At 71.5% G+C, this 18,091-nt stretch carries 15 protein-coding genes; 7 read left to right on the forward strand and 8 right to left on the reverse strand.

The annotated features are described in order from the left end of the window. The first annotated feature begins 13 nt into the window (after positions 1–13). Both M2157_RS26035 and M2157_RS26040 read left to right on the forward strand, forming a co-directional pair. Positions 14–394 (forward strand): hypothetical protein, encoded by a 381-nt coding sequence (locus M2157_RS26035; RefSeq protein WP_280858445.1) that lies wholly within the window; start codon positions 14–16, stop codon positions 392–394. Then, positions 391–672 carry a DUF4031 domain-containing protein gene (locus M2157_RS26040; protein ID WP_280858444.1) on the forward strand — a complete coding sequence of 94 codons (282 nt, stop codon included), beginning with the start codon at positions 391–393 and terminating at the stop codon, positions 670–672. Before M2157_RS26035 ends, M2157_RS26040 begins: the two co-directional genes overlap by 4 nt. Here M2157_RS26040 and M2157_RS26045 read toward each other — a convergent pair. The 4 genes from M2157_RS26045 to M2157_RS26060 all read right to left on the reverse strand — a co-directional run bounded on the left by M2157_RS26045 (position 614) and on the right by M2157_RS26060 (position 7,645). After that, positions 614–5,383, reverse strand: a complete 4,770-nt coding sequence (locus M2157_RS26045; RefSeq protein WP_280866339.1) for a caspase family protein — start codon at positions 5,381–5,383, stop codon at positions 614–616. The genes M2157_RS26040 and M2157_RS26045 overlap by 59 nt on opposite strands. Before the next feature lie 12 nt (positions 5,384–5,395). Continuing rightward, positions 5,396–5,779, reverse strand: coding sequence for a hypothetical protein (locus tag M2157_RS26050; protein ID WP_280866340.1), 384 nt, complete (start codon positions 5,777–5,779; stop codon positions 5,396–5,398). Positions 5,780–5,870: 91 nt separating this feature from the next. Beyond that, positions 5,871–6,974 carry a GNAT family N-acetyltransferase gene (locus M2157_RS26055; RefSeq protein ID WP_280866341.1) on the reverse strand — a complete coding sequence of 368 codons (1,104 nt, stop codon included), beginning with the start codon at positions 6,972–6,974 and terminating at the stop codon, positions 5,871–5,873. 26 nt (positions 6,975–7,000) lie between these two features. Continuing rightward, positions 7,001–7,645: a hypothetical protein gene (locus M2157_RS26060; RefSeq protein WP_280866342.1), complete on the reverse strand. Its 645-nt coding sequence runs from the start codon at positions 7,643–7,645 to the stop codon at positions 7,001–7,003. 42 nt (positions 7,646–7,687) lie between these two features. On the opposite strand from M2157_RS26060, the gene M2157_RS26065 reads away from it, so the two are divergent. Continuing rightward, positions 7,688–8,365, forward strand: a complete 678-nt coding sequence (locus M2157_RS26065) for a maleylpyruvate isomerase family mycothiol-dependent enzyme (RefSeq protein WP_280866343.1) — start codon at positions 7,688–7,690, stop codon at positions 8,363–8,365. 89 nt (positions 8,366–8,454) lie between these two features. Next, on the forward strand, positions 8,455–9,195 hold the full coding sequence (locus tag M2157_RS26070) for a copper homeostasis protein CutC (protein ID WP_280858438.1): 741 nt from the start codon (positions 8,455–8,457) through the stop codon (positions 9,193–9,195). Here the strand turns inward: M2157_RS26070 and M2157_RS26075 are convergent. Continuing rightward, positions 9,192–11,162 (reverse strand): ATP-binding domain-containing protein, encoded by a 1,971-nt coding sequence (locus tag M2157_RS26075; protein WP_280868272.1) that lies wholly within the window; start codon positions 11,160–11,162, stop codon positions 9,192–9,194. The genes M2157_RS26070 and M2157_RS26075 overlap by 4 nt on opposite strands. 374 nt (positions 11,163–11,536) lie before the next feature. Here M2157_RS26075 and M2157_RS26080 point away from each other — a divergent pair, with 374 nt between their 5' ends. After that, on the forward strand, positions 11,537–11,725 hold the full coding sequence (locus tag M2157_RS26080) for a hypothetical protein (protein WP_280858436.1): 189 nt from the start codon (positions 11,537–11,539) through the stop codon (positions 11,723–11,725). Positions 11,726–11,797: 72 nt separating this feature from the next. Then, positions 11,798–12,160 (forward strand): hypothetical protein, encoded by a 363-nt coding sequence (locus tag M2157_RS26085; RefSeq protein WP_280858435.1) that lies wholly within the window; start codon positions 11,798–11,800, stop codon positions 12,158–12,160. A gap of 13 nt (positions 12,161–12,173) precedes the next feature. Here the strand turns inward: M2157_RS26085 and M2157_RS26090 are convergent, their stop codons facing one another. After that, on the reverse strand, positions 12,174–13,823 hold the full coding sequence (locus M2157_RS26090; RefSeq protein ID WP_280858433.1) for a DNA repair helicase XPB: 1,650 nt from the start codon (positions 13,821–13,823) through the stop codon (positions 12,174–12,176). Positions 13,824–13,961: 138 nt separating this feature from the next. Between M2157_RS26090 and M2157_RS26095 the strand changes: the two genes are divergently transcribed. Further along, positions 13,962–14,510 (forward strand): hypothetical protein, encoded by a 549-nt coding sequence (locus tag M2157_RS26095; protein ID WP_280858432.1) that lies wholly within the window; start codon positions 13,962–13,964, stop codon positions 14,508–14,510. A gap of 3 nt (positions 14,511–14,513) precedes the next feature. Here the strand turns inward: M2157_RS26095 and M2157_RS26100 are convergent, their stop codons facing one another. After that, on the reverse strand, positions 14,514–15,413 hold the full coding sequence (locus tag M2157_RS26100; RefSeq protein ID WP_280858431.1) for a UTP--glucose-1-phosphate uridylyltransferase: 900 nt from the start codon (positions 15,411–15,413) through the stop codon (positions 14,514–14,516). A gap of 98 nt (positions 15,414–15,511) precedes the next feature. Beyond that, complete coding sequence (locus tag M2157_RS26105) at positions 15,512–18,034, reverse strand: helicase-associated domain-containing protein (protein WP_280866344.1); 2,523 nt, start codon at positions 18,032–18,034, stop codon at positions 15,512–15,514. Between the last annotated feature and the right edge of the window lie 57 nt (positions 18,035–18,091).

The following is an 18,091-nucleotide window of genomic DNA, read 5'->3' on the forward strand; positions in this document are numbered from 1 at the left end:
GCACAATGGCACCATGGAGTCGATCGGTCCACTTGAACAGAGCCTGCACACGGCACGCGCCCTCGTCATCGCCGACCTGGCCGCCGGTGAGGTCGCCGCCGCGGACGTGGTGTCGTTGGTCGAGGACTCCGTCGTACAGCGGCGCTGGTGGGTGGAGCAGTGGCCCGAGGGCGCCGAGTTCGTGGCGGGCCTGGTCGCCCAGGATGTCCAGGACGCCCTTCTCGAGCGCTACGGCCGCTGGCCCCTGTGCCCGGTGTGCGGCTCCGGTGACCCGCACGCCCTGGAGGTCGAGCCGGAGCTCGGCCCCGACCCGCACTGGGTGTGCCACAAGGCGGGTGTGAAGGTCGCGGCGGTCGGCTCGCTCGAGGCCGCGATGGGCGGGACCTCCTCGTGACCGTCTACATCGACCCACCCACCTGGCCGGGACACGGCCGGATGTGGTCACACCTCGTCAGCGACGTCTCCTTCGACGAACTGCACGCTTTTGCCGACGAGTTGGGCGTCCCGAGGCGTGCCTTCGAGCGCGACCACTACGACATCCCCTCGCACCGCTACGCGGACGTCGTGGCGGCCGGCGCGGTGGAGGTCAGCAGCCGCGAGGTGGTGCGGCTGCTCACGGGGGCGGGACTGCGGCGGCCGAAGGGGCGGGGGGTTCCTCCGGGGCTGGGGTGAACCAGGTCTCGGCTTCGTGGCGGATGTTCAGTGCGGTCGCCATCTGGGACGCCTCGCGGAGGGACTTTCCTGCTCGCATGGCGGTCACGGCGAGGGTGAGGAGGGAGATCTCCTCCTCGGGGGCGGGTGGCCATGTCCTGCGCGGGATTTCGCGCTTCGGGTCGGTGAGCCACTGATAGAGGGTGTACTCCACGCGGCGTTCCTCGCCCCACTCGTGTGTGGGCTCTGCGACGTCGAAGCCGAGCGAAGTGAGGGAGCCGGCGATCAGGTTCCAATTCCAGCGATGCTCGTCCACGTGGTGCGTGACGGCGTGCAGCGCGGCGGGAGAAACCGGACCGTGTTCCTGCGGATCTTTCCAGCCCCCGTTTTCGGCGTTGCGGACCAGGACGTCGACGTCCTGTTTTCTGAAGCGTGAGAGCACACCAGGGTCGAATTCGAAGCCATACCCCAAGGAGCGCAGCCGGTCGGCCGCCTCCTCCAGGGTGCGGTCGGCGCGGTCGGCGACTCGTACCACTTGGAAGAAGGACACCGGACGCTCGGTGTCGGTGAGTTCGAGACCGGTTCCGAGAAGGTCAATCTCATCAGGGGGCGGCAGCTCTTGTTCCTCGGAGATCTGCGCCACCTGATAGCCGAGTTCGCGCAGTCTGGAGGCGATGTCGCGGGCAGGCTGGTTGAGCCGACGCGCGGCGGCGGCCACATAGCGCAGCGGAACCTCGCGGTCCACTCGGAACACGGTCGGGTCGATCAGCACCCGGTCGTCGTCCGCCAGCTCGGGGAGTGGCGAGGCCTCCCGGGGCAGGACGAAGTCGAGTTCTCGAAGAAGGTCCGTGACGAAGCTCCGAGGCAGGCCCGTGAGGTGCGACACCGACGTCAGCTGGGCCGCCGAGACGTGCACCGCCGCCACGGTGGAGGGAGCTTTCTCGTATGGCTCCCACAGCCTGGAGAGGACGCTGCGTTCCTCGTTGGTCCACGTCTCCCGGACCGGGTATCGCGTGGGGACGGTGAAGCCCAGCTCGGAGAGCCTTCGGGCGGCTTGCGCCGTGCTGCAGTCGGACCGGGCGGCGCTGACGCCGATCTGGGCGGAGGACAGCGTCGCCCCAGGGGACAGCCAGCCGTAGAGGTCGCCCAAGGGGCGGAGGAGGGGCAAGTCGGAGCAGACGGCCGCGGCACAGCCGCCCAGGCTCTCCACCTCGTACCCGAGGCCGGTCAGGCGCGCCGCGATCTCGGCCGGTGGGCGCTCGACCGCCTTGCTGAGGTCGAATACGGTCCCCCGAGTGATCGGAGCGGCGGGATCCCGCCAGGGAAACAGCAAATTGATGCTGATCAGGCCGGTGTCGGCGAGCGCCTGCGAGGGCGCGTAACTGCTCAGGAAGTTGGATGCGCGAGGGCCCATTAGCCAGTCCGTGAGCCAGTCGTTCCAGGCCTGCCACCCGACCAGGCCGGAGGATAGCAGGACGAGATCCGACGGGCGGGCCGACAGCTGGTCCATGCCGTCGGTGTCCGTCGGCGTAGCGTGGCCGCCGAAGCCGGCTCGGTACAGGGTCCGCAGACGCCAGCGCAGCACCTGCGGAGGCATGTTGGCCAAGAACGAAGCGGTCTGCGCGTGGTCGGTGTGCCGGTAGTCGCCAGTGATCAGCGGCAGCAGGTCGGTGTCGGGCGCGAAAAAGCCGATCTTGTCAAAGGGTACCGGCGGCAGGTTCTGCAGCTGCCAGGGCAGATTGGCGCGGATCACTTCTTCGGCTGCCTGGTCACTAAAGGATATGGACCAATTACTGGCGTTTTCCAGCCAGTTGCTGTCAGGCAGGCCGCATCCGGAGTCCGTGAGGCTGGGAAGTGCGGCGATCAAGCGCGCCGTAACATCGTCCTGGTCGTAGGAGCGCACATTCTTGCGGTCCACCGTGAGTTCCGGCGTCTTGTCGCCGTGGAGATTGACCACGGCGCCGAATATGAGATTCCCGCTTTCCGCGTACAGACCGTCCGCCAGGATGGTGCCGTAACCGTCGACCCACCAAACGTCGGGGTCCTGGGAGCGGACATAGGACGGGCGCTCCCGGCGACCGGTCCGGCCGCCCCGGAAGGTGTCGAGCGCAGCCTCCGAGAGTTCGCCCGGCAGCCATTTCCGGATGCGTGCCCCACGCTCGGCTGTGGTAAGAAAAGGCGCCACCCACAGCACCTTTTCCAGTGCGTCCACGCAGGACACCCCCCGCTGCTCCTGGCTCAGCAGCAGCTGAACCGTTGTCCCAGCGTCCTCGCCCGGCCCCAAGTCCTCCACCCCGAAGAAGTTCCCCGGACCCGCGATCGTCACCCGAAGCCGCCTGCCCTGCTGCCCCTCCCGTCCCATCCGGCAGGTCTCCACGACGATTTCGTCCGCCAGCATGAAGTAGCTCAGCACACCGATCCCGAACCGGGAGTTGGGGTACAGACGCAGCTTCTCTCCGGGCAGTTCCTCCCAGGCCGCCTGTTCCTCGATGTACTCGGAGAGGTCGACGAAGCGGGCGCCGCCCTGGGAGAAGACGGTGCTCAGCTCCTTGATACCCATGCCGATGCCGTTGTCACGGCACTGGAGATAGGGGCGCCCGTCGGGGCGGACGCCCTGGGAGAACTCGATGCGGCCCTCGTATCGCTCCAGGTTCTTGCCCTTGCGCCGCAGGAACTCCGTGCGGCACTCCCGGTAGCGGGCGGCGTCCAGGGCGTTCTGGTACAGCTCGCGCACGGCCAGCTCGCTGTCGCCGTACAACTGCTCGCCCATGAGCAGTTCCTGCACACGGTCCTCGGCCAGCTGGAAGCGGATGCCGTCAGAGAGCTGGCCGGGTGTGTTGCCGTGCAGGCTCACGAGGCTGCCGTCGGCATACGGCGGGAGCCCTTCGAGCGGGCCGAGTGCCGGGTCGTCGCCGCGGTTGATGTCGCGCAGGAGAACGTCGAAGCGAGCCGCGTGCTCACGCAGGGCGACCTGGACGGCCGGGTGCATGCATACGGCGTTGAGGGAGCGGCCCAGACCGGAGACCCGCCAGTCGGACTCGCGCACCGTGGTCCGGAGCTGTTCCAGGTTGACGCTGCCGTGCACACCGAGGTGCTCGACGACGATCTCGGGCAGGTCCAGCGGGTCCACGGCCATGGCCTGGGCTGTTTTGACGAGGGCGGCGACCAGGATCGTCCGCAACGGTTGTTCGTCGTCGGTGCTGGCCTCGATGACCTCCCGATCCTCGTGCAGCGGCCGGTAGCCGTACTGCGCCTGGTCGGCGTCTGTGCGGCGCATGGTGAACGGGGTGGTCCGGTGCTCCTTCACCAGCCGCATCAGACGCTCGGCGGAGAGGACGTCGGCCACCCACCTCGGGTACTCCCCGTCGGATGTCACATCACCGAGGAGTTCCTTGAGCCGCTCGGCGGTGTACAGGTCCGGCTGCTGGATGAGCCAGCGGTGGAAGAGCCACCAGCGGATGCGCTGCGTGGCCTCGTCGGCGGCCGCTTTGCGCGGGGCGGAGCCGCCTGCGCCCTCCAGCGCGACCAGACGCCGCCGGAGCCGAGGAAACCCCCGGGCGAACTTGCGGAAGCGGGCCTGGTCGGGTCCGGCAGCCGTGGTGTCGGCGGTGAGGACACCGACCCGCTGGGCCGCCTCCTGGGCCCAGAAGGTCTGGGCGACCAGGGGGGACAGGAAGGACAGCGCGGCCTCGGCCGGTGACAGGGTGCCCTCGTCCAGTCGGCCGACCAGGAAGCCGAGCCGCTTGTGGACGCGTTCGGCCAGCTCGGTGTCGTGCCACGGGTCGTCGTCCAGCACCCGTGCGGCTCCCTCGTACGCCGAGGCCAGCCGACCTGCGAGTGATCGGCAGACGTCCTTGAGGGTCTCCCTCGCAGGGTGCCCGGAGGTGCGGTGCCACGGGTACTTCTCGACGTTGCGCACCCAGGCGTGGTCTCCGGTCCGCCGCTCAGCGCCGGGCAGCAGCGGGAAGTCCCCGCCGTCGGCGTCCGTCTCGCAGGTCAGCTTCACCTGCTGTGGGGGATTCGGCTTGCCGTAGGCGCGGTAGTACTCGTCGACCCGCTGCTGCACCTGCATGGTGAACTCCCGCAGCCGCAGGGCGTGCGGGTCGGCGTTGATCACGTCGGCGACTGCGCGCGAGAAGATACTGAACGACTCGCCTTGCTGCGTGCCCATGTCGTAGCCGGCCTGGAGCGTGTCCGTCTCTCTGACGAACCGGGCCACCTCGGGCGCGGCGCAGGCATGGACGTAGGCAACCCTGCGGCGCAGGGTGGCGAGGATCTCCGGGGGCTTCCAGCGCCGCATACCGGCAATCGACTTGGTGTCCGGCGTCATGCCCTCGCGGCAGGTATCGATCAGGAAGACGACTCGTTCCGCGAGAGACCGCTCGACCTCCTCGTGCCAGCCGATCTCGATACAGCTCTTGGTGAACGAGTCCGCGTCGGGCGCATCCTCGGGCACCAGATAGTCCTTGCCGTCGATGTGCAGCCCGTGCCCGCTCACCACGACGAACAGTGTGTCGCCGCGCCGGGCGCCGCGCAGGAACGTGTGGACGGCACCGCGCACGGTGTTCAGCGTTATGCCACGCCGATGCTCGAAGACGTCGGCTTGGATGTCACGGCCGGTCAGGACCTCCCGCAGACGTTGGAGGTCGTCCCGGACGAACGGCAGATCTCCGAAACCGGGACTGTCGGAGTAGTCGCTCGCCCCGATGAGCAGCGCCTTGTGTTGTGACATGGGCCGCACCGGTCACGCAGGGCGCTTGAACGTCAGCGTCAGGCTCCGGGAGTTCTGCACCTGACCGGAGCCGACGAACTGGACGCCTCCACTCGCGGTGACCTGGAAGGAAAGCTGGGCTTCGGCCAACGGAAGCGGGCCGCCGCGATCGGAGACCTCCTGGAAGATCCGCTGGAGGGCGTCGACGGCGTCGGCGAGGTTCTTGCGGAGGGGACCGAGCGGCACCGCGCGCAGCACGGCCTCGCCGTCGCGGCTCAACAGGCCCATGGTGTCGCTGTCCTGCGCGGCGAGTGCGACGTCCTCCTCGGTCGCCGTAACCCAGAAAGGCAGGGTCTGCCCGTCCAACGACCCGCTCTGCCCGTCGTCTCCGACCCGGTCAAGTGCCTGCTCGCTCATGCCGTTACCATCCCCCTCGGCCGTGCCGTGTCCGTCGTCAGCTGTGCTGGAGAGACAACTCTAGTTCCACGAGGGGCTTTTGCGGTCGGAGTCAGTCGGCCCGGCCGGGCAGCACGTACAGCCGTAGGCCCGGCTCCGCCTCCCCGTACGCCTGCTCCTCCTCCACCGTCGCCCGGATGTACCCGGCCCGGGCGATCACCCGCTGCGAGGCGGCGTTGTCGGGCTCGATGGTGGCGCAGAGGCTGCGCACGTCGTCGCGGGCCAGGGCCCAGTCGCTGAGGGCGCGCAGGGCCTCCGTGGCGTAGCCCTGGCCTCGGGCGCTCTCGGCGAGGTCGTAGCCGACCTCCGCGCGGCCGTCCTCGTCGGGGGCGCCGTGGAAGCCCATGCCGCCGATCGCGCGGCCGTCCTCCCGCCGTACGAGGGCGAAGAGGCCGAACTCCGGGCGGTGGACGCCGGCTTCGTAGGCCTTGATGGTCATGCCGGCGGCCTCGCGGGTGCCTTCGAAGGGGCCGTCCTCGACCCATTCGAAGTCACCGTCGCCGCCCGCGGCCAGTTCGGCGGCGGAGGCGGGGGTGACGCCCTGGAGGGTGAGGCGTTCGGTGGGCAGGACGAGGTTGTTGCTCCAGCGCCACTCCGTGCGCGGGGCGCGGCCGGGCAGGTCGCCGCGACCGGTGGCCCACAGGAGGGTGCGCCAGGGGTCGGGGCCGGGCTGGACCTCGGGGAAGATCCGGGTGAGGACGTACTCGGGGAGGTGGGCAGGGGGCTCGTAGTCGAGGTCCAGGCCCTGCGCGATGTCGTACGTGTGCAGCAGCACCTCGGTGACGCCCATCGCGGCGAAGCCCGTGCGGTTCGCGCTGCGGAAGGGGTACGGGTGGAAGGCGCGGGCCTCGCGGGGCGCGGTGCGGACCGCCGCGGTGAGCAGGGCGCCGCCTGTCTCCAGGACATGCAGCAGGCCCGTGTTGTCGGTGCCCTCGTCGAGCGTGATGTCGAAGGGGACGTAGGCGTCCTGGGCGCCTCCGGCCAGGTTCGCGGCGTACGCGATCAGGCAGCCGCAGATGTGGAAGGCCGTCTCGTGGACGTTCCACTCCATCCCGGCCGGCTTCACGGCCGTCCAGTCCCGGTCCACCGCCGCCCGCAGAACCGCCACCGCGTCCGCGACGGCCTCCGTCACCCGTTCCCCGCCCATGTCTGCCATGCGGGCAGGCTAAGGCGCCGACCGCCTCAGAGCGACAGCATTTCCAGCTCCGAGGTGAGGTTGTAACGGGCTGTGGCCTCCCATTCCCGTTCCCCGTACGGCGTCCTGAACAGATGTGGCAGCTCCAGCAGTTGGCGCAGGATTCCGGACCGGCCCTCACGGAAGGCGTCGGTCGGGACGAAGCCGTACTCCTCGCGTACGGCGGCCGTGTAGGCGGCGTAGCCGGAGGGCGGGGCGGCGAGGATCGCGAGGTCGGCGTCGCAGAGGACCTGGCCGTTGCGGTCGTCGTCGGCGGGGGCGTGGGTGGTGGTGAGGCGGACGAGGCGGGCGACTTCGGCCGTGCCTTCCTGGGAGAGTCCGGCCTCGGGGAGGGCGCGTTCGGCCAGTCGGGCGGAGCGTTCCTCGTTCTCCGAGCGGTCCGGGAGGTAGACGGCGTCGTGGAACCAGGCCGCGAGACGCACCAGGTGCGGGTCGTCCGCGTACTCCTCCAGCACGTCGATGTGGTCGAGGACCGCTGTCAGGTGGTGGACGGTGTGGTACCGGCGCTGCGGCTCCTGCCAGCGGGTCAGCAGGTTGTCGGCGAACGGCGCCGGGTCGGGGCCCTCGGCCCCGGGACGGGCCCTCTCCAGGGCATGGGCGAAACGGTCGCGGAGGTCGTCGAGATCGGCCATGGCCTCATTGTCCCGCGCGGCGCCCCCTGGCAGTTTGATCCCATGACCACAGACATGACTGCGGACGCCGTACGCGACCCCGACCTCCCCGGCCGCCTCCTGGCCGGCGAACGCGACGCCCTGATCCCCCTCCTGCGCTCCCGCCCCGACGCCGATTTCGCGTTGCCGACGCGGGCGTGTCCGGGGTGGAGCGTGCGGGACGTGCTGGCGCACTGTTCGTCCGTGCTGATCCGGGTGGTGGAGGGCCGGTTCGAGAAGGGGGTCTTCTCGCCCGAGTCGAACGACCGGGACATCGCCGAGCGCGCGGACTGGACGAACCAGCAGGTCGTGGACGAGCTGGAGCGCGGGATGACGGAGGCGGGCCCGGTGATCGCCGCGGCGGGCGGGGTGCTGGACATCATCGGGCTGGGGGAGTGGGTGCACGCGGGGGACGTACGGGACGTCCTCGGGGAGCCGGGGGCGTACGCGGGTCCCGGTCTCCCGGACGCGCTCGCCCTGCTGGCCCTTACGACCCGGCAACGCGGCCACCTGCCCCTCCACGCCGACGTCGACGACCTGGACGAACCGCTCCGCCTGGGCGATGCGGCCGGTGACCGCACTCCGGCGCGGTACATCGGGGACGCGGCGACCCTCGTACGGCTCTACTCGGGGCGTCCGGTGGAGGGGCGGGCGTACGAGCTCGCGGGGGCGGAGGCGAAGGAGTTGAACATCTTCGGCTGAGATGCGCTGGTGAGGGGGACCCCGTAGCGGCGTATTCTGGAATTGGACTAGACCTGTAGCCGCCCGAGACCGTCGACGAATGGGGTCCCATGAGCAAGCGTGCAGTCCTGGAGGTGATCGCCCTGGACGCCGAGGACGCGATCGCCGCCCAGGCCGGAGGCGCGGACCGGCTGGAACTCGTGACCGACATGGCGGCGGACGGTCTGACGCCGACGGTCTCGACGGTCGGCGCGATCCGGGCCGCCGTGGACATCCCGGTGCGGGTGATGCTGCGGCTGTCGGACGGGTTCGGGGCGGGGGAGGTCTCGCGGGTGGTCCGGGCGGCCCGGGAAGTGCGGGACGCCGGGGCCCAGGAGTTCGTGCTGGGGTTCCTGGATGTGGCCGGTGAGGTCGATCTGGCCGCCGTGGAGCGGGTCGTCGAGGTGCTGGACGGGTGCCGCTGGACGTTCCACCGGGCGATCGACCATGCCGCCGACCGGAACGCGCTGCGGAAGCAGCTGGCCGATCTGCCGGGCCTTGACACCTACCTCACCGCGGGCTCGGCAGCGGGCGTCGACGAGGGGCTGCCGGTGCTCCTCGCGGAGGCGTCGAGGGCGGGGGAGCCGGGGTACGAGCAGCAGCTTCTGGTGGGTGGGGGGCTGCGGCTGGACCATGTGCCGGGGCTGCGGGCGGCGGGGATCGACGCGTTCCACATCGGCGGGGCGGCGCGGCCGGGCGGGTGGGAGGCACCGGTTTCGGCGGACGCGGTACGGCAGTGGCGGCGAGTCCTCGACGTGCCCCACCAGCCCCCCACACCCTCACCTGGCAGGCAGCAGCACGCGGCGCCCTAGTCGGCGAGTGCCGTCGGCAACGGCGCCGAGTGCGTCACGATCAGGCCCGACACCGCTCGGGTCAGCGCCACGTACAGCCGCCGCAGGCCCGTGCGTTCGTCCGGTTCGCCGTCCACCACCGCCTGCGGCTCGTCCAGGACGACGTAGTCGTACTCGAGGCCCTTGGCGAGGGACGCCGGGACCAGGGTCAGACGGGTCTCGGCCGTGGTCTCCTCACCGGGGGCCAGGTAGCCGATGCCGGCCGCGGTCAGCGCCGCCGCCAGCTCCGGGACGCGGGCGTCGGCGGCGATCAGGCCGGTCGAGCCCTCGTTGTGCAGCAACTCCTCGCACGCGGCGACCACTTCGGCCGGTCCGGAGATCTCCCGCAGGTCGAAGAAGCCCGGGTTCTCCCGGACCGACGCGACCGGGGTCAGGCCCGGCGCGATGTGCGGGAGGAGGCGGGAGGCGTACGTGATGACGTCCGTCGGCACGCGGAAACCGGCCGTCAACTCCTCGATCACACCGTCGGATTTGCCCAGGTGGGCCAGCGCCTCGTCCCAACTCCGCGTCGCCCAGGGTGTGGTGCCCTGCGCGAGGTCGCCGAGGACGGTCGCCGAACCGGTGGAGCAGCGGCGGCCGACCGCGCGGTACTGCATGGGCGACAGGTCCTGCGCCTCGTCGAGCACCACATGCCCGAGCGAGTGCGTGCGCTCCACGATGTCCGTCGTCTCGTCGATCAACACCGCGTCCGCCGCGGTCCACTTGGCCGACTTCACGCTACGGACCGGCTTCGCCCACAGGATCGTCTTCTGCTCGTCCTCGTCGAGGATCCCCTCCGCGTGGACGGCGAGGAAGTCCGCGTCCGTCAGCAGCCGGAGCACCAGCTTCGCCGGATCCACCGGCGGCCAGATCGCCTTGACCGCCGCCTTCACCGCCGCGTTGCGGGCCACCGCGTCCTGCACCCGGTCGTCCGGCGCCTCCCCTGACCGCTCCATCTGCACCAGCACGGCGTGCGCGATGCGCTGCGGAAGCGCCTCGCGGGCGGCGCCGTAACGGATGCCCCGGTCGAGCAACTCCCGGACGATCTCCTCGATCTCGTACGCCGGGACCCGCCACCTGCGCGACCCGCGTACGACCATCACCGGCTCGGCGGGCATGGTCACGTGCGAGTACACGGCCCGCTTGAGCACGTCCGCCATCCTCGCGTCGCCCTTGAGGACGGCGGGAGCCGCGTCATCGGTGCCGCGCACCTCCAGGCCCGCCGCCACCAGGTCGTCGACGGTCGCCTGCTTCACCGTCAACTCACCCAGCGCGGGCAGCACTTGCTCGATGTAGTGCAGGAAGGACCGGTTCGGCCCGATGACGAGGGTGCCGGTGCGGGCGAGCCGCTCGCGATGGGCGTAGAGCAGAAACGCGACCCGGTGCAGGCCGACGGCGGTCTTCCCGGTGCCGGGACCCCCCTGGACGCAGACCGTGCCGCCGAGCCCGGACCGTACGATCTCGTCCTGCTCGGGCTGGATGGTCGCGACGATGTCGCGCATCGGGCCGACGCGCGGGCGCTCGATCTCCTGCTGGAGCAGCTTGCTGGTGGTCGCGGCCTCGGCGGGGTCGGAGAGGTGTTCGTCCTCGTAGGCCGTGATCTCGCCGCGCGTGTAGCCGAATCGGCGGCGCAGCCCGATGTCCATCGGGTCCTTCTTGGACGCCCGGTAGAACGGCTGCGAGACCGGCGCCCGCCAGTCGATCACCATCGGGTCGCCGTCGTGGTCGTGGACGTGCCGGCGGCCGATATAGAAGCGCTCGCCCTCCGCGCCTTCCGCCCGGTCGGCGCCGGGGGAGTGCAGGTAGTCGAGGCGGCCGAAGAAGAGGGGGGTGTCGCTGAGGTCGGCCAGCGACTTGATGCGCTCGCCGATCTGACGGGCCAGGACCTCGGCGTTGACCCAGTTCGCGGTGACGTCCTTGATGTCCAGCGACTCGGCGTCCTCACGCATGGCGCGCAGTGCGGCTCGGGAGCCGGCGAGGTGGGAGCGTTCGCGGGCGAGGGGGTCGTCGGCTACGGACACGGGCGTGGGCGGCCTGGACAAGGGGGTGCCTCCGAAGGTGCTGCGGGGTGGGGCTGCCGGGTGGACGGCAGCGAGGTGCCGACCGGTTTCCGTCCGGTCGGCGGCGCTCCGGGAGGGAGGCGGGCAAGAGCGGAGATTCTAGACCGGCGGGGTGTGAGGCGGCCAACGAATTTTCCCGCGTCTCAGGGTCGGGCCCGCCGACCCGTAGGGGTGGCTCCACCCAGTGGGTGTACTCAGGTAGCACAGGAAGTGGCTACCTGGGACCGATGCCCTGCTTATGCCTCGAGAGCCACCATGGAGACATGAGTGCAGCGACCTTCACCCCAGCCCCCGGTCGCCCGTCCGGGGCGACCCCCGTCTCCGGCCTCACCCCCCGCCACCGCGTCGGCCAGGCCCTCCGAGCCGTCCGCGTCCTCGCCGGTGCCGTCTTCGACGTGGTGATACTCGGCGAGTACGGCGAGGAGGCGGGCGTCGTCCGGCGTCGCCGGTGAGTACGGGGCACGGTCCGGGATGAGTACCCGAGCCGATGCCTGCCCGCCCCCTCGGGCGGTTCACTCGGACGCATGACGACAGCGACCGCACCGGTTTACGCCACCGACCAGGACCGTCGCGCCTGGGTGGCCCCTCTCGTCGCGACGATCCTGCTGGTCCTCCTCGGCCCGGCCGCCCTGTTCCTCGGCGGTCTCTCCGCGATGGCCACCGACTCCTGCGGCCCCGACGACTGCCCGCCGGCGCTGATGACCTCGCTGACCGCGATCTACGGGATCCTGGAGTTCGGGATCCTGGTCACCCTGCCCGCGTACGTCGCCTCCTGGGCCCTGCCCCGGCACCGCCGCTGGTCGGTCCTGCGCGCATGGCTGGCGGCCGTGGCGGTGCTGCCGCCGCTGACCGTACTGGTGCTGGTCTTCACCCTCCCGATGCCGTGACCGGGGCTCCGGTTCAGGCGCTGTCGTCCGCCAGGATCTCGTCCGCGTCCACGATCCGGTAGGCGTACCCCTGCTCCGCGAGGAACCGCTGGCGGTGGGCGGCGAAGTCCTGGTCGAGCGTGTCGCGGGCGACGACCGAGTAGAAGTGCGCCTGGTGGCCGTCCGCCTTCGGGCGCAGTACCCGCCCCAGCCGCTGCGCCTCCTCCTGCCGTGATCCGAACGTCCCCGAGACCTGGATGGCGACCGTCGCCTCCGGCAGGTCGATCGAGAAGTTCGCGACCTTGGACACCACCAGCACGCTGATCTCGCCCTGCCGGAAGGCGTCGAAGAGCTTCTCGCGCTGGGCGTTGGAGGTCTCGCCCTTGATGACAGGAGCGTTCAGATGCTCGCCGAGTTCGTCGAGCTGGTCGATGTACTGGCCGATCACCAGGATCTGCTGGCCCGCGAACCGCCGTACCAGAGCCTCCGTGACCTTCCGCTTCGTCGCGGTCGTGGCACAGAAGCGGTACTTCTCCTCCTGCTCGGCGGTGGCGTAGGCGAGCCGCTCGGAGTCGGTCAGGTTCACCCGCACCTCGACACAGTCGGCCGGCGCGATGTATCCCTGCGCCTCGATCTCCTTCCACGGCGCGTCGAACCGCTTGGGCCCGATGAGCGAGAAGACGTCCGACTCCCGCCCGTCCTCCCGCACGAGGGTCGCGGTCAGACCGAGTCTGCGCCGGGCCTGGAGGTCGGCGGTGAACTTGAAGACGGGCGCCGGCAGCAGGTGCACCTCGTCGTAGACGATGAGCCCCCAGTCCCGGGAGTCGAAGAGCTCCAGGTGCGGGTAGACGCCCTTCCGCCGGGTCGTCAGCACCTGGTAGGTGGCGATGGTGACGGGCCGGATCTCCTTGCGTGTCCCGCTGTACTCGCCGATCTCGTCCTCGGTCAGGGAGGTCCGCTTCACGAGCTCGTGCTTCCACTGCCGGGCCGAGACGGTGTTGGTGACGAGGATCAGCGTGGTCGACTTGGCCTGCGCCATGGACCCGGCGCCGACGAGGGTCTTCCCCGCACCGCAGGGAAGCACCACGACCCCGCTCCCGCCGTGCCAGAAGTTCTCCACCGCCTGCTTCTGGTAGGGCCGGAGCGCCCACCCGTCCTCGGCCAGCTCGATCGGGTGCGCCTCGCCGTCGACATACCCCGCGAGGTCCTCGGCGGGCCAGCCCAGTTTCAGCAGCGTCTGCTTGATCTGCCCGCGCTCGGAGGGGTGCACGACCACGGTGTCCGGGTCGAGCCGCGCCCCCACCAGCGGGATGATCCGCTTCGAGCGCAGGATCTCCTCCAGCACCGGCCGGTCGGTGGTGGTGAGCACGAGCCCGTGCGCGGGGTGCTTGCTCAGGGTGAGCCGCCCGTACCGGTCCATCGTCTCGGCGACGTCGACGAGCAGGGCGTGCGGCACCGGATACCGGCTGTACTGCACCAGCGCGTCGACCACCTGCTCGGCGTCGTGCCCGGCGGCCCGCGCGTTCCACAGCCCCAGCGGCGTCACCCGGTAGGTGTGGATGTGCTCGGGCGCCCGCTCCAGCTCCGCGAACGGCGCGATGGCCCGACGGCACTCGTCGGCCTGCTCGTGATCGACCTCGAGCAGCAGGGTCTTGTCGGACTGGACGATGAGAGGACCGTTCACGTACATGCATCCTTCCGCACGGGCCAAACGTCCAGTGTGCCTCAATCAGGGACGATCAAGGGAGGTCGGCGGCGTGCAACCCCGGACCCTGCTCGTGTGTCTTGACTGACGGGAGCGCGGCGGGGAGGACGTATGGGGATGTCTGCGGGCAGATGGGTGGTCGGCGGGGGAGCGGTCGCGGTGCTGGTGGCGACGGGTGCCTACGCGATGTGGCCGGCGGCCACTGTCGACACGCGGCTGTGGGACGAGGTCCGGCCGGTGATCGAGGCCCGGATCTCGTCCGACGCGCGGGGCAGCGGATACGGCGAGACGGTGCCCGCACTGAGGGCACGCTGGTTCTGCCGGGCGGAGGCGCTCGGTCTCCAGGAGCACGGGGGCGACGTGCGGGCGGACGTCACCACGCTGTGCGTGGAGTACGGCGTGCACGACGACTCCCTGGTCGAGTGCAGCGCCGGGCAGGTCCCGCAGGTGGTGCGGCTGGAGCGGGACGACGCGGCCGCGGGCGGCTACCGGGTCGTGTCGCGGGAGGAGGCCCCCGACGGTGCCGGGAACGCCCGCTGGACGAGGGAGCGCTTCGGGGTCGTCGGGGCCTCGCTCGCGCAGGACTCGATGTCCTCCCGCGCCCTGGAGGACAAGGCCCGCGCCCACTTCGGGCTGCCCGCGGGCGCCGCCGTCGTGGACTGCTGACCGTCAGGGCCGGTCCTCGGCGAGCTCGGCCAGCCGGCGCAGGTGGGGGCCGTACTCCGGGTCGGCGAGCGCGGCGGCGAACTGGGCCGTGAGGTAGGCCAGCGGATTGCCGGTGTCGTACCAGCGGCCCTGGATGACCTGGCCGTAGACGGCCTTGCTGCTCGCGTAGGCGTTGATGGCGTCCGTCAGGTAGATCTCGCCGGTCCGGTGCTCGTACCAGCGCTCGGTCTGGCTGCGCAGCTCCTCGATGATGCCGGGAGTGATGACATAGCCGCCGATGGCCGCGTAGGCGGAGGGCGCGTCCTGCGGCTTCGGCTTCTCGACCAGGCCGGTGATGCGCAGCAGCCCGTCGCCGAGGTCCTCCTTGACCCGGGGCACGCCGTAGCGCTGCGAGTCGGCCGGGTCCATCGGCAGCAGGGCGAGGACCGGGCAGCTGGTCGCCTCGTAGGCGCGGATCAGCTGCTGGGCGCGCGGGACCTCGGCCACGAAGACGTCGTCCGGCCACAGGACCAGGATCGGCTCGTCGCCGACGTTGCGCGCGGCGTTGAGGACGGGCGTGCCGTTGCCGTACGGGCCGTGCTGGTCGAGATAGGTGATGTGCCCGAGCCGGGAGAGTTCGCCGACCTCCTCCACGGCGTCGGCGTAGGCCGTCTTGTTGTCCGTCCGCAGTTGCGCGACGAGGGTCGGATTGGGGCGGAAGTGGTCCTGGATCAGGCCCTTGCCGCCGGAGACGACGATGGTGATGTCCGTGATGCCGGACGCCACCAGTTCCCGGACGGTGTGCTCGATGACCGGCTTGTCGCCGACCGGCAGCATCTCCTTCGGGGTCGCCTTCGTCAGGGGCAGGAGACGGGATCCCAGCCCCGCCGCGGGGATGACCGCCCTGCGGATCGTCGTTGCCATGAAGTCCCCTTCGCCGAAGACACCGAATGTGCCGGACACGCGGTCCTGTCCAGGAGACGTTTCCCATCCGCCCGCCCCGGAAGCGCCGGTTTCGAGCCCTACGCCTCGTCCGCCAGCTCCGCCACCCCGGTCACCCGGTGCAGCGGATACGTGCGGACCTCGTCCGCGGTGTGGTCGTAGGCCGTGACGAAGCCGCCCTCGACGCGCACGGGGGCGATGAGGCGCTGGCTGGCGGCGCCCTCGGCGTTGACGTAACCGATCCACAGCGCCTCGCCGGTGAGGACGGCGGCCTGCATGGTGGCGAGGGTCTCGGCGGAGTTGGTGCGGGGGAGCTCGCCGGTGGCGGGCGGCGGCCGGTCGGTCTGTCTGCGGGGGGTCGTCGAGGCCAGGTCACCTGCCCGGATCGCCCGGATCGCGGCCGTCAGGAGGGTCGCGTCGGGGATCGGGGGGCCGTCCGGGACGGGTTCGGGGGCCGTGCGGGGCGGGGTGCGGTGGGCGTGGGCACGGGTGATCAGGACGTCGCCCTCGGCGGACTCGGCGGCCGGTGCGAAGCCCATCGCGCGCAGGCCGTCCAGCAGTGACGCCGGGTCGGCCTGCGCGGCCAGCACGGTCGGGGCCAGGCGGCGCAGGCGCAGGCCCGCGGCGCGCTTGTCGGCGAGGATCTCGTTGAGGAGGGCGTCGTCGTCGCAGCGGACGTACGCGGAGGCCGCGCCGACCCTGAGGTGGCCGTGCCTGCGCGCCACGTCGTCGATCAGATACGTCAGCGGCTGCGGCACCGGCGTCCGCGCGTGCGCGGCGAGGAAGGCGTGCAGGTCGGAGGCGGACTGGCCGGCGTCCAGGGCACGGCGTACCGAGCCGGGGGTGAAGCGGTAGACCGTCGCCCCGCCCTTCGACTCCACGTCGGCCAGCACGTCAAGGACCTCGGCCAGCGACCGCTGCAACGGGCCGGGGGCCACCGCGGTCAGGTCGGCCTGCAGCAAAACGTGGTCCAGCGGCTCGGGCAGCAACGGCGCGAGCAGCCGGGCGGCCGCGGCGGACGCGGAGGCCTGCTCGGCGGGGGAGAGGGGTTCGGCGACGGTGGGGCGATGGTGCACGGGCAGCTTGTCCCCGGGGCCCTCCGGTGCCTGGTCCGGCGTCTTCGGCGCGGCCGCGCCCAGCAACGCCCGCCCGTGCCCCGACAGCGCCCCTCGTCCCGTCACGCCCAGCAGCTCCGCCTCCGCCAGCGTCCACTCGGCGAGCCGTGACCGCAGGTCGTCCTCGCGCTGCGGCCCCCGCAGCGGACGCTCCCAGCGCAGCCGGGCCAGCACCGACTCCTTCGACGGCGACGCCCCTTCCGGCAGCCCCGCCAGCAGCGTCAGCACCCGGTGCCGTACCTCCGGCGCCGCACTGCGGTCGAGTCCCGGGCCCAGCGTCGACAGCGTGCGTTCCTTCGCGTCCCGGCCGCCCACCAGGCCGGACACCCGCGTCGCCGTCAGCCACGCCTCCACCAGACGGGCCCAGCGCTGTGCCGCGGGCTGCTCCAGCCACTCGTCGTGGGCCGGGGTCGCCGCGTACCGTTCGTCCGCCTCGCCGTCGGAGGCCAGCAGGCCCGCCGCGTACGCCAGCTCGACCCAGAACGCGGCGACCGGTTCCGCCACGTCCAGGGCGACGGCCGTGCGCTTGAGGTCGCGGACGCTGAGGCCGCCCGCCCGCAGCACCGCGGGCCCGCCCTCGTCCCAGTCCTTCAGCAGCTCCTCGACGGTCGCGAGCGCGGTGTACGCCTGCCCGGCCGCCGTCGCGTCCACAACCTGTGGACGGTGCGTCGCCGCGGGCTCCACGGCCGGCGGCAGCGGCTCCACCGCGCGGTGCGCACGGCCGCCGCGCAGATGCAGGGCCACCTCCCGGGGGAGTACGACCGTCCCGGGCGCCGTCGGCACCAGCAGCCCCAGGTCCAGCAGGCGCCGCAGATGGGCCGCCGGGTCGGCGGTGACCTGGCCGTACGGCGGACCCCACACCAGCCGGGAGAGCACCTCCCGCGACTCCTCCGGGAGCCCGGCGAGCAGCGCGGACATCCGCTTCCGGTCCGTGAACAGGGCCGTCAGCGCCACCACCGCCGAGACCGAGTCGTGGGTCGAGCCGAGCCCCGTCGCCGTCACGATGTCCTGGATGCGGCCCGGCGACATCCCCGACGTGGCCTCCTGCACGGTCGGCCCGAGCCCGGTCGGCGACGGATGCTGCGGCGAGGGCGCGAGCAGCTCCCGGGCGGTGCGCACCAGCCGCAGCCGGTCGTCGTCGCCCCACACCAGGGCCTGCTCCCGCAGCGTCGCAAGGGCGCGGGGGAGCGCCGCCGAGACGGCCGGGTCGCCGCCGTCACCGGTCAGCAGCGCCAGCAGTTCCTCGTACGGCGCCGGGTCCGCGGCCACCGCCAGCGCCTCCGCCGTCTGCAGCGCGAAACGGTCCAGCCGCTCCAGCGCCCGCACCACCGACGCCCGTGTCCCGGCCCGTGTCGCGAGCTGGGTCAGGTCCGTGGGCACGGGGGTGATGAGGTCGGGGCGGGCACGCAGAAGCGCGGCCAGGGAGACGTCGTCCCTGGCCCGGAGCGCTTCCGCGAGGGAGCGCGGCGGAACGGCCGGGTGGCTCATCCGACCAACGGTAGCGGGTTGCCTGCGGCGGCCGGACCGAGCAGGTGCGGTCGGCGG

Origin of the sequence: Streptomyces sp. SAI-127, from assembly GCF_029894425.1 — a bacterium.
Lineage (GTDB): Bacteria > Actinomycetota > Actinomycetes > Streptomycetales > Streptomycetaceae > Streptomyces.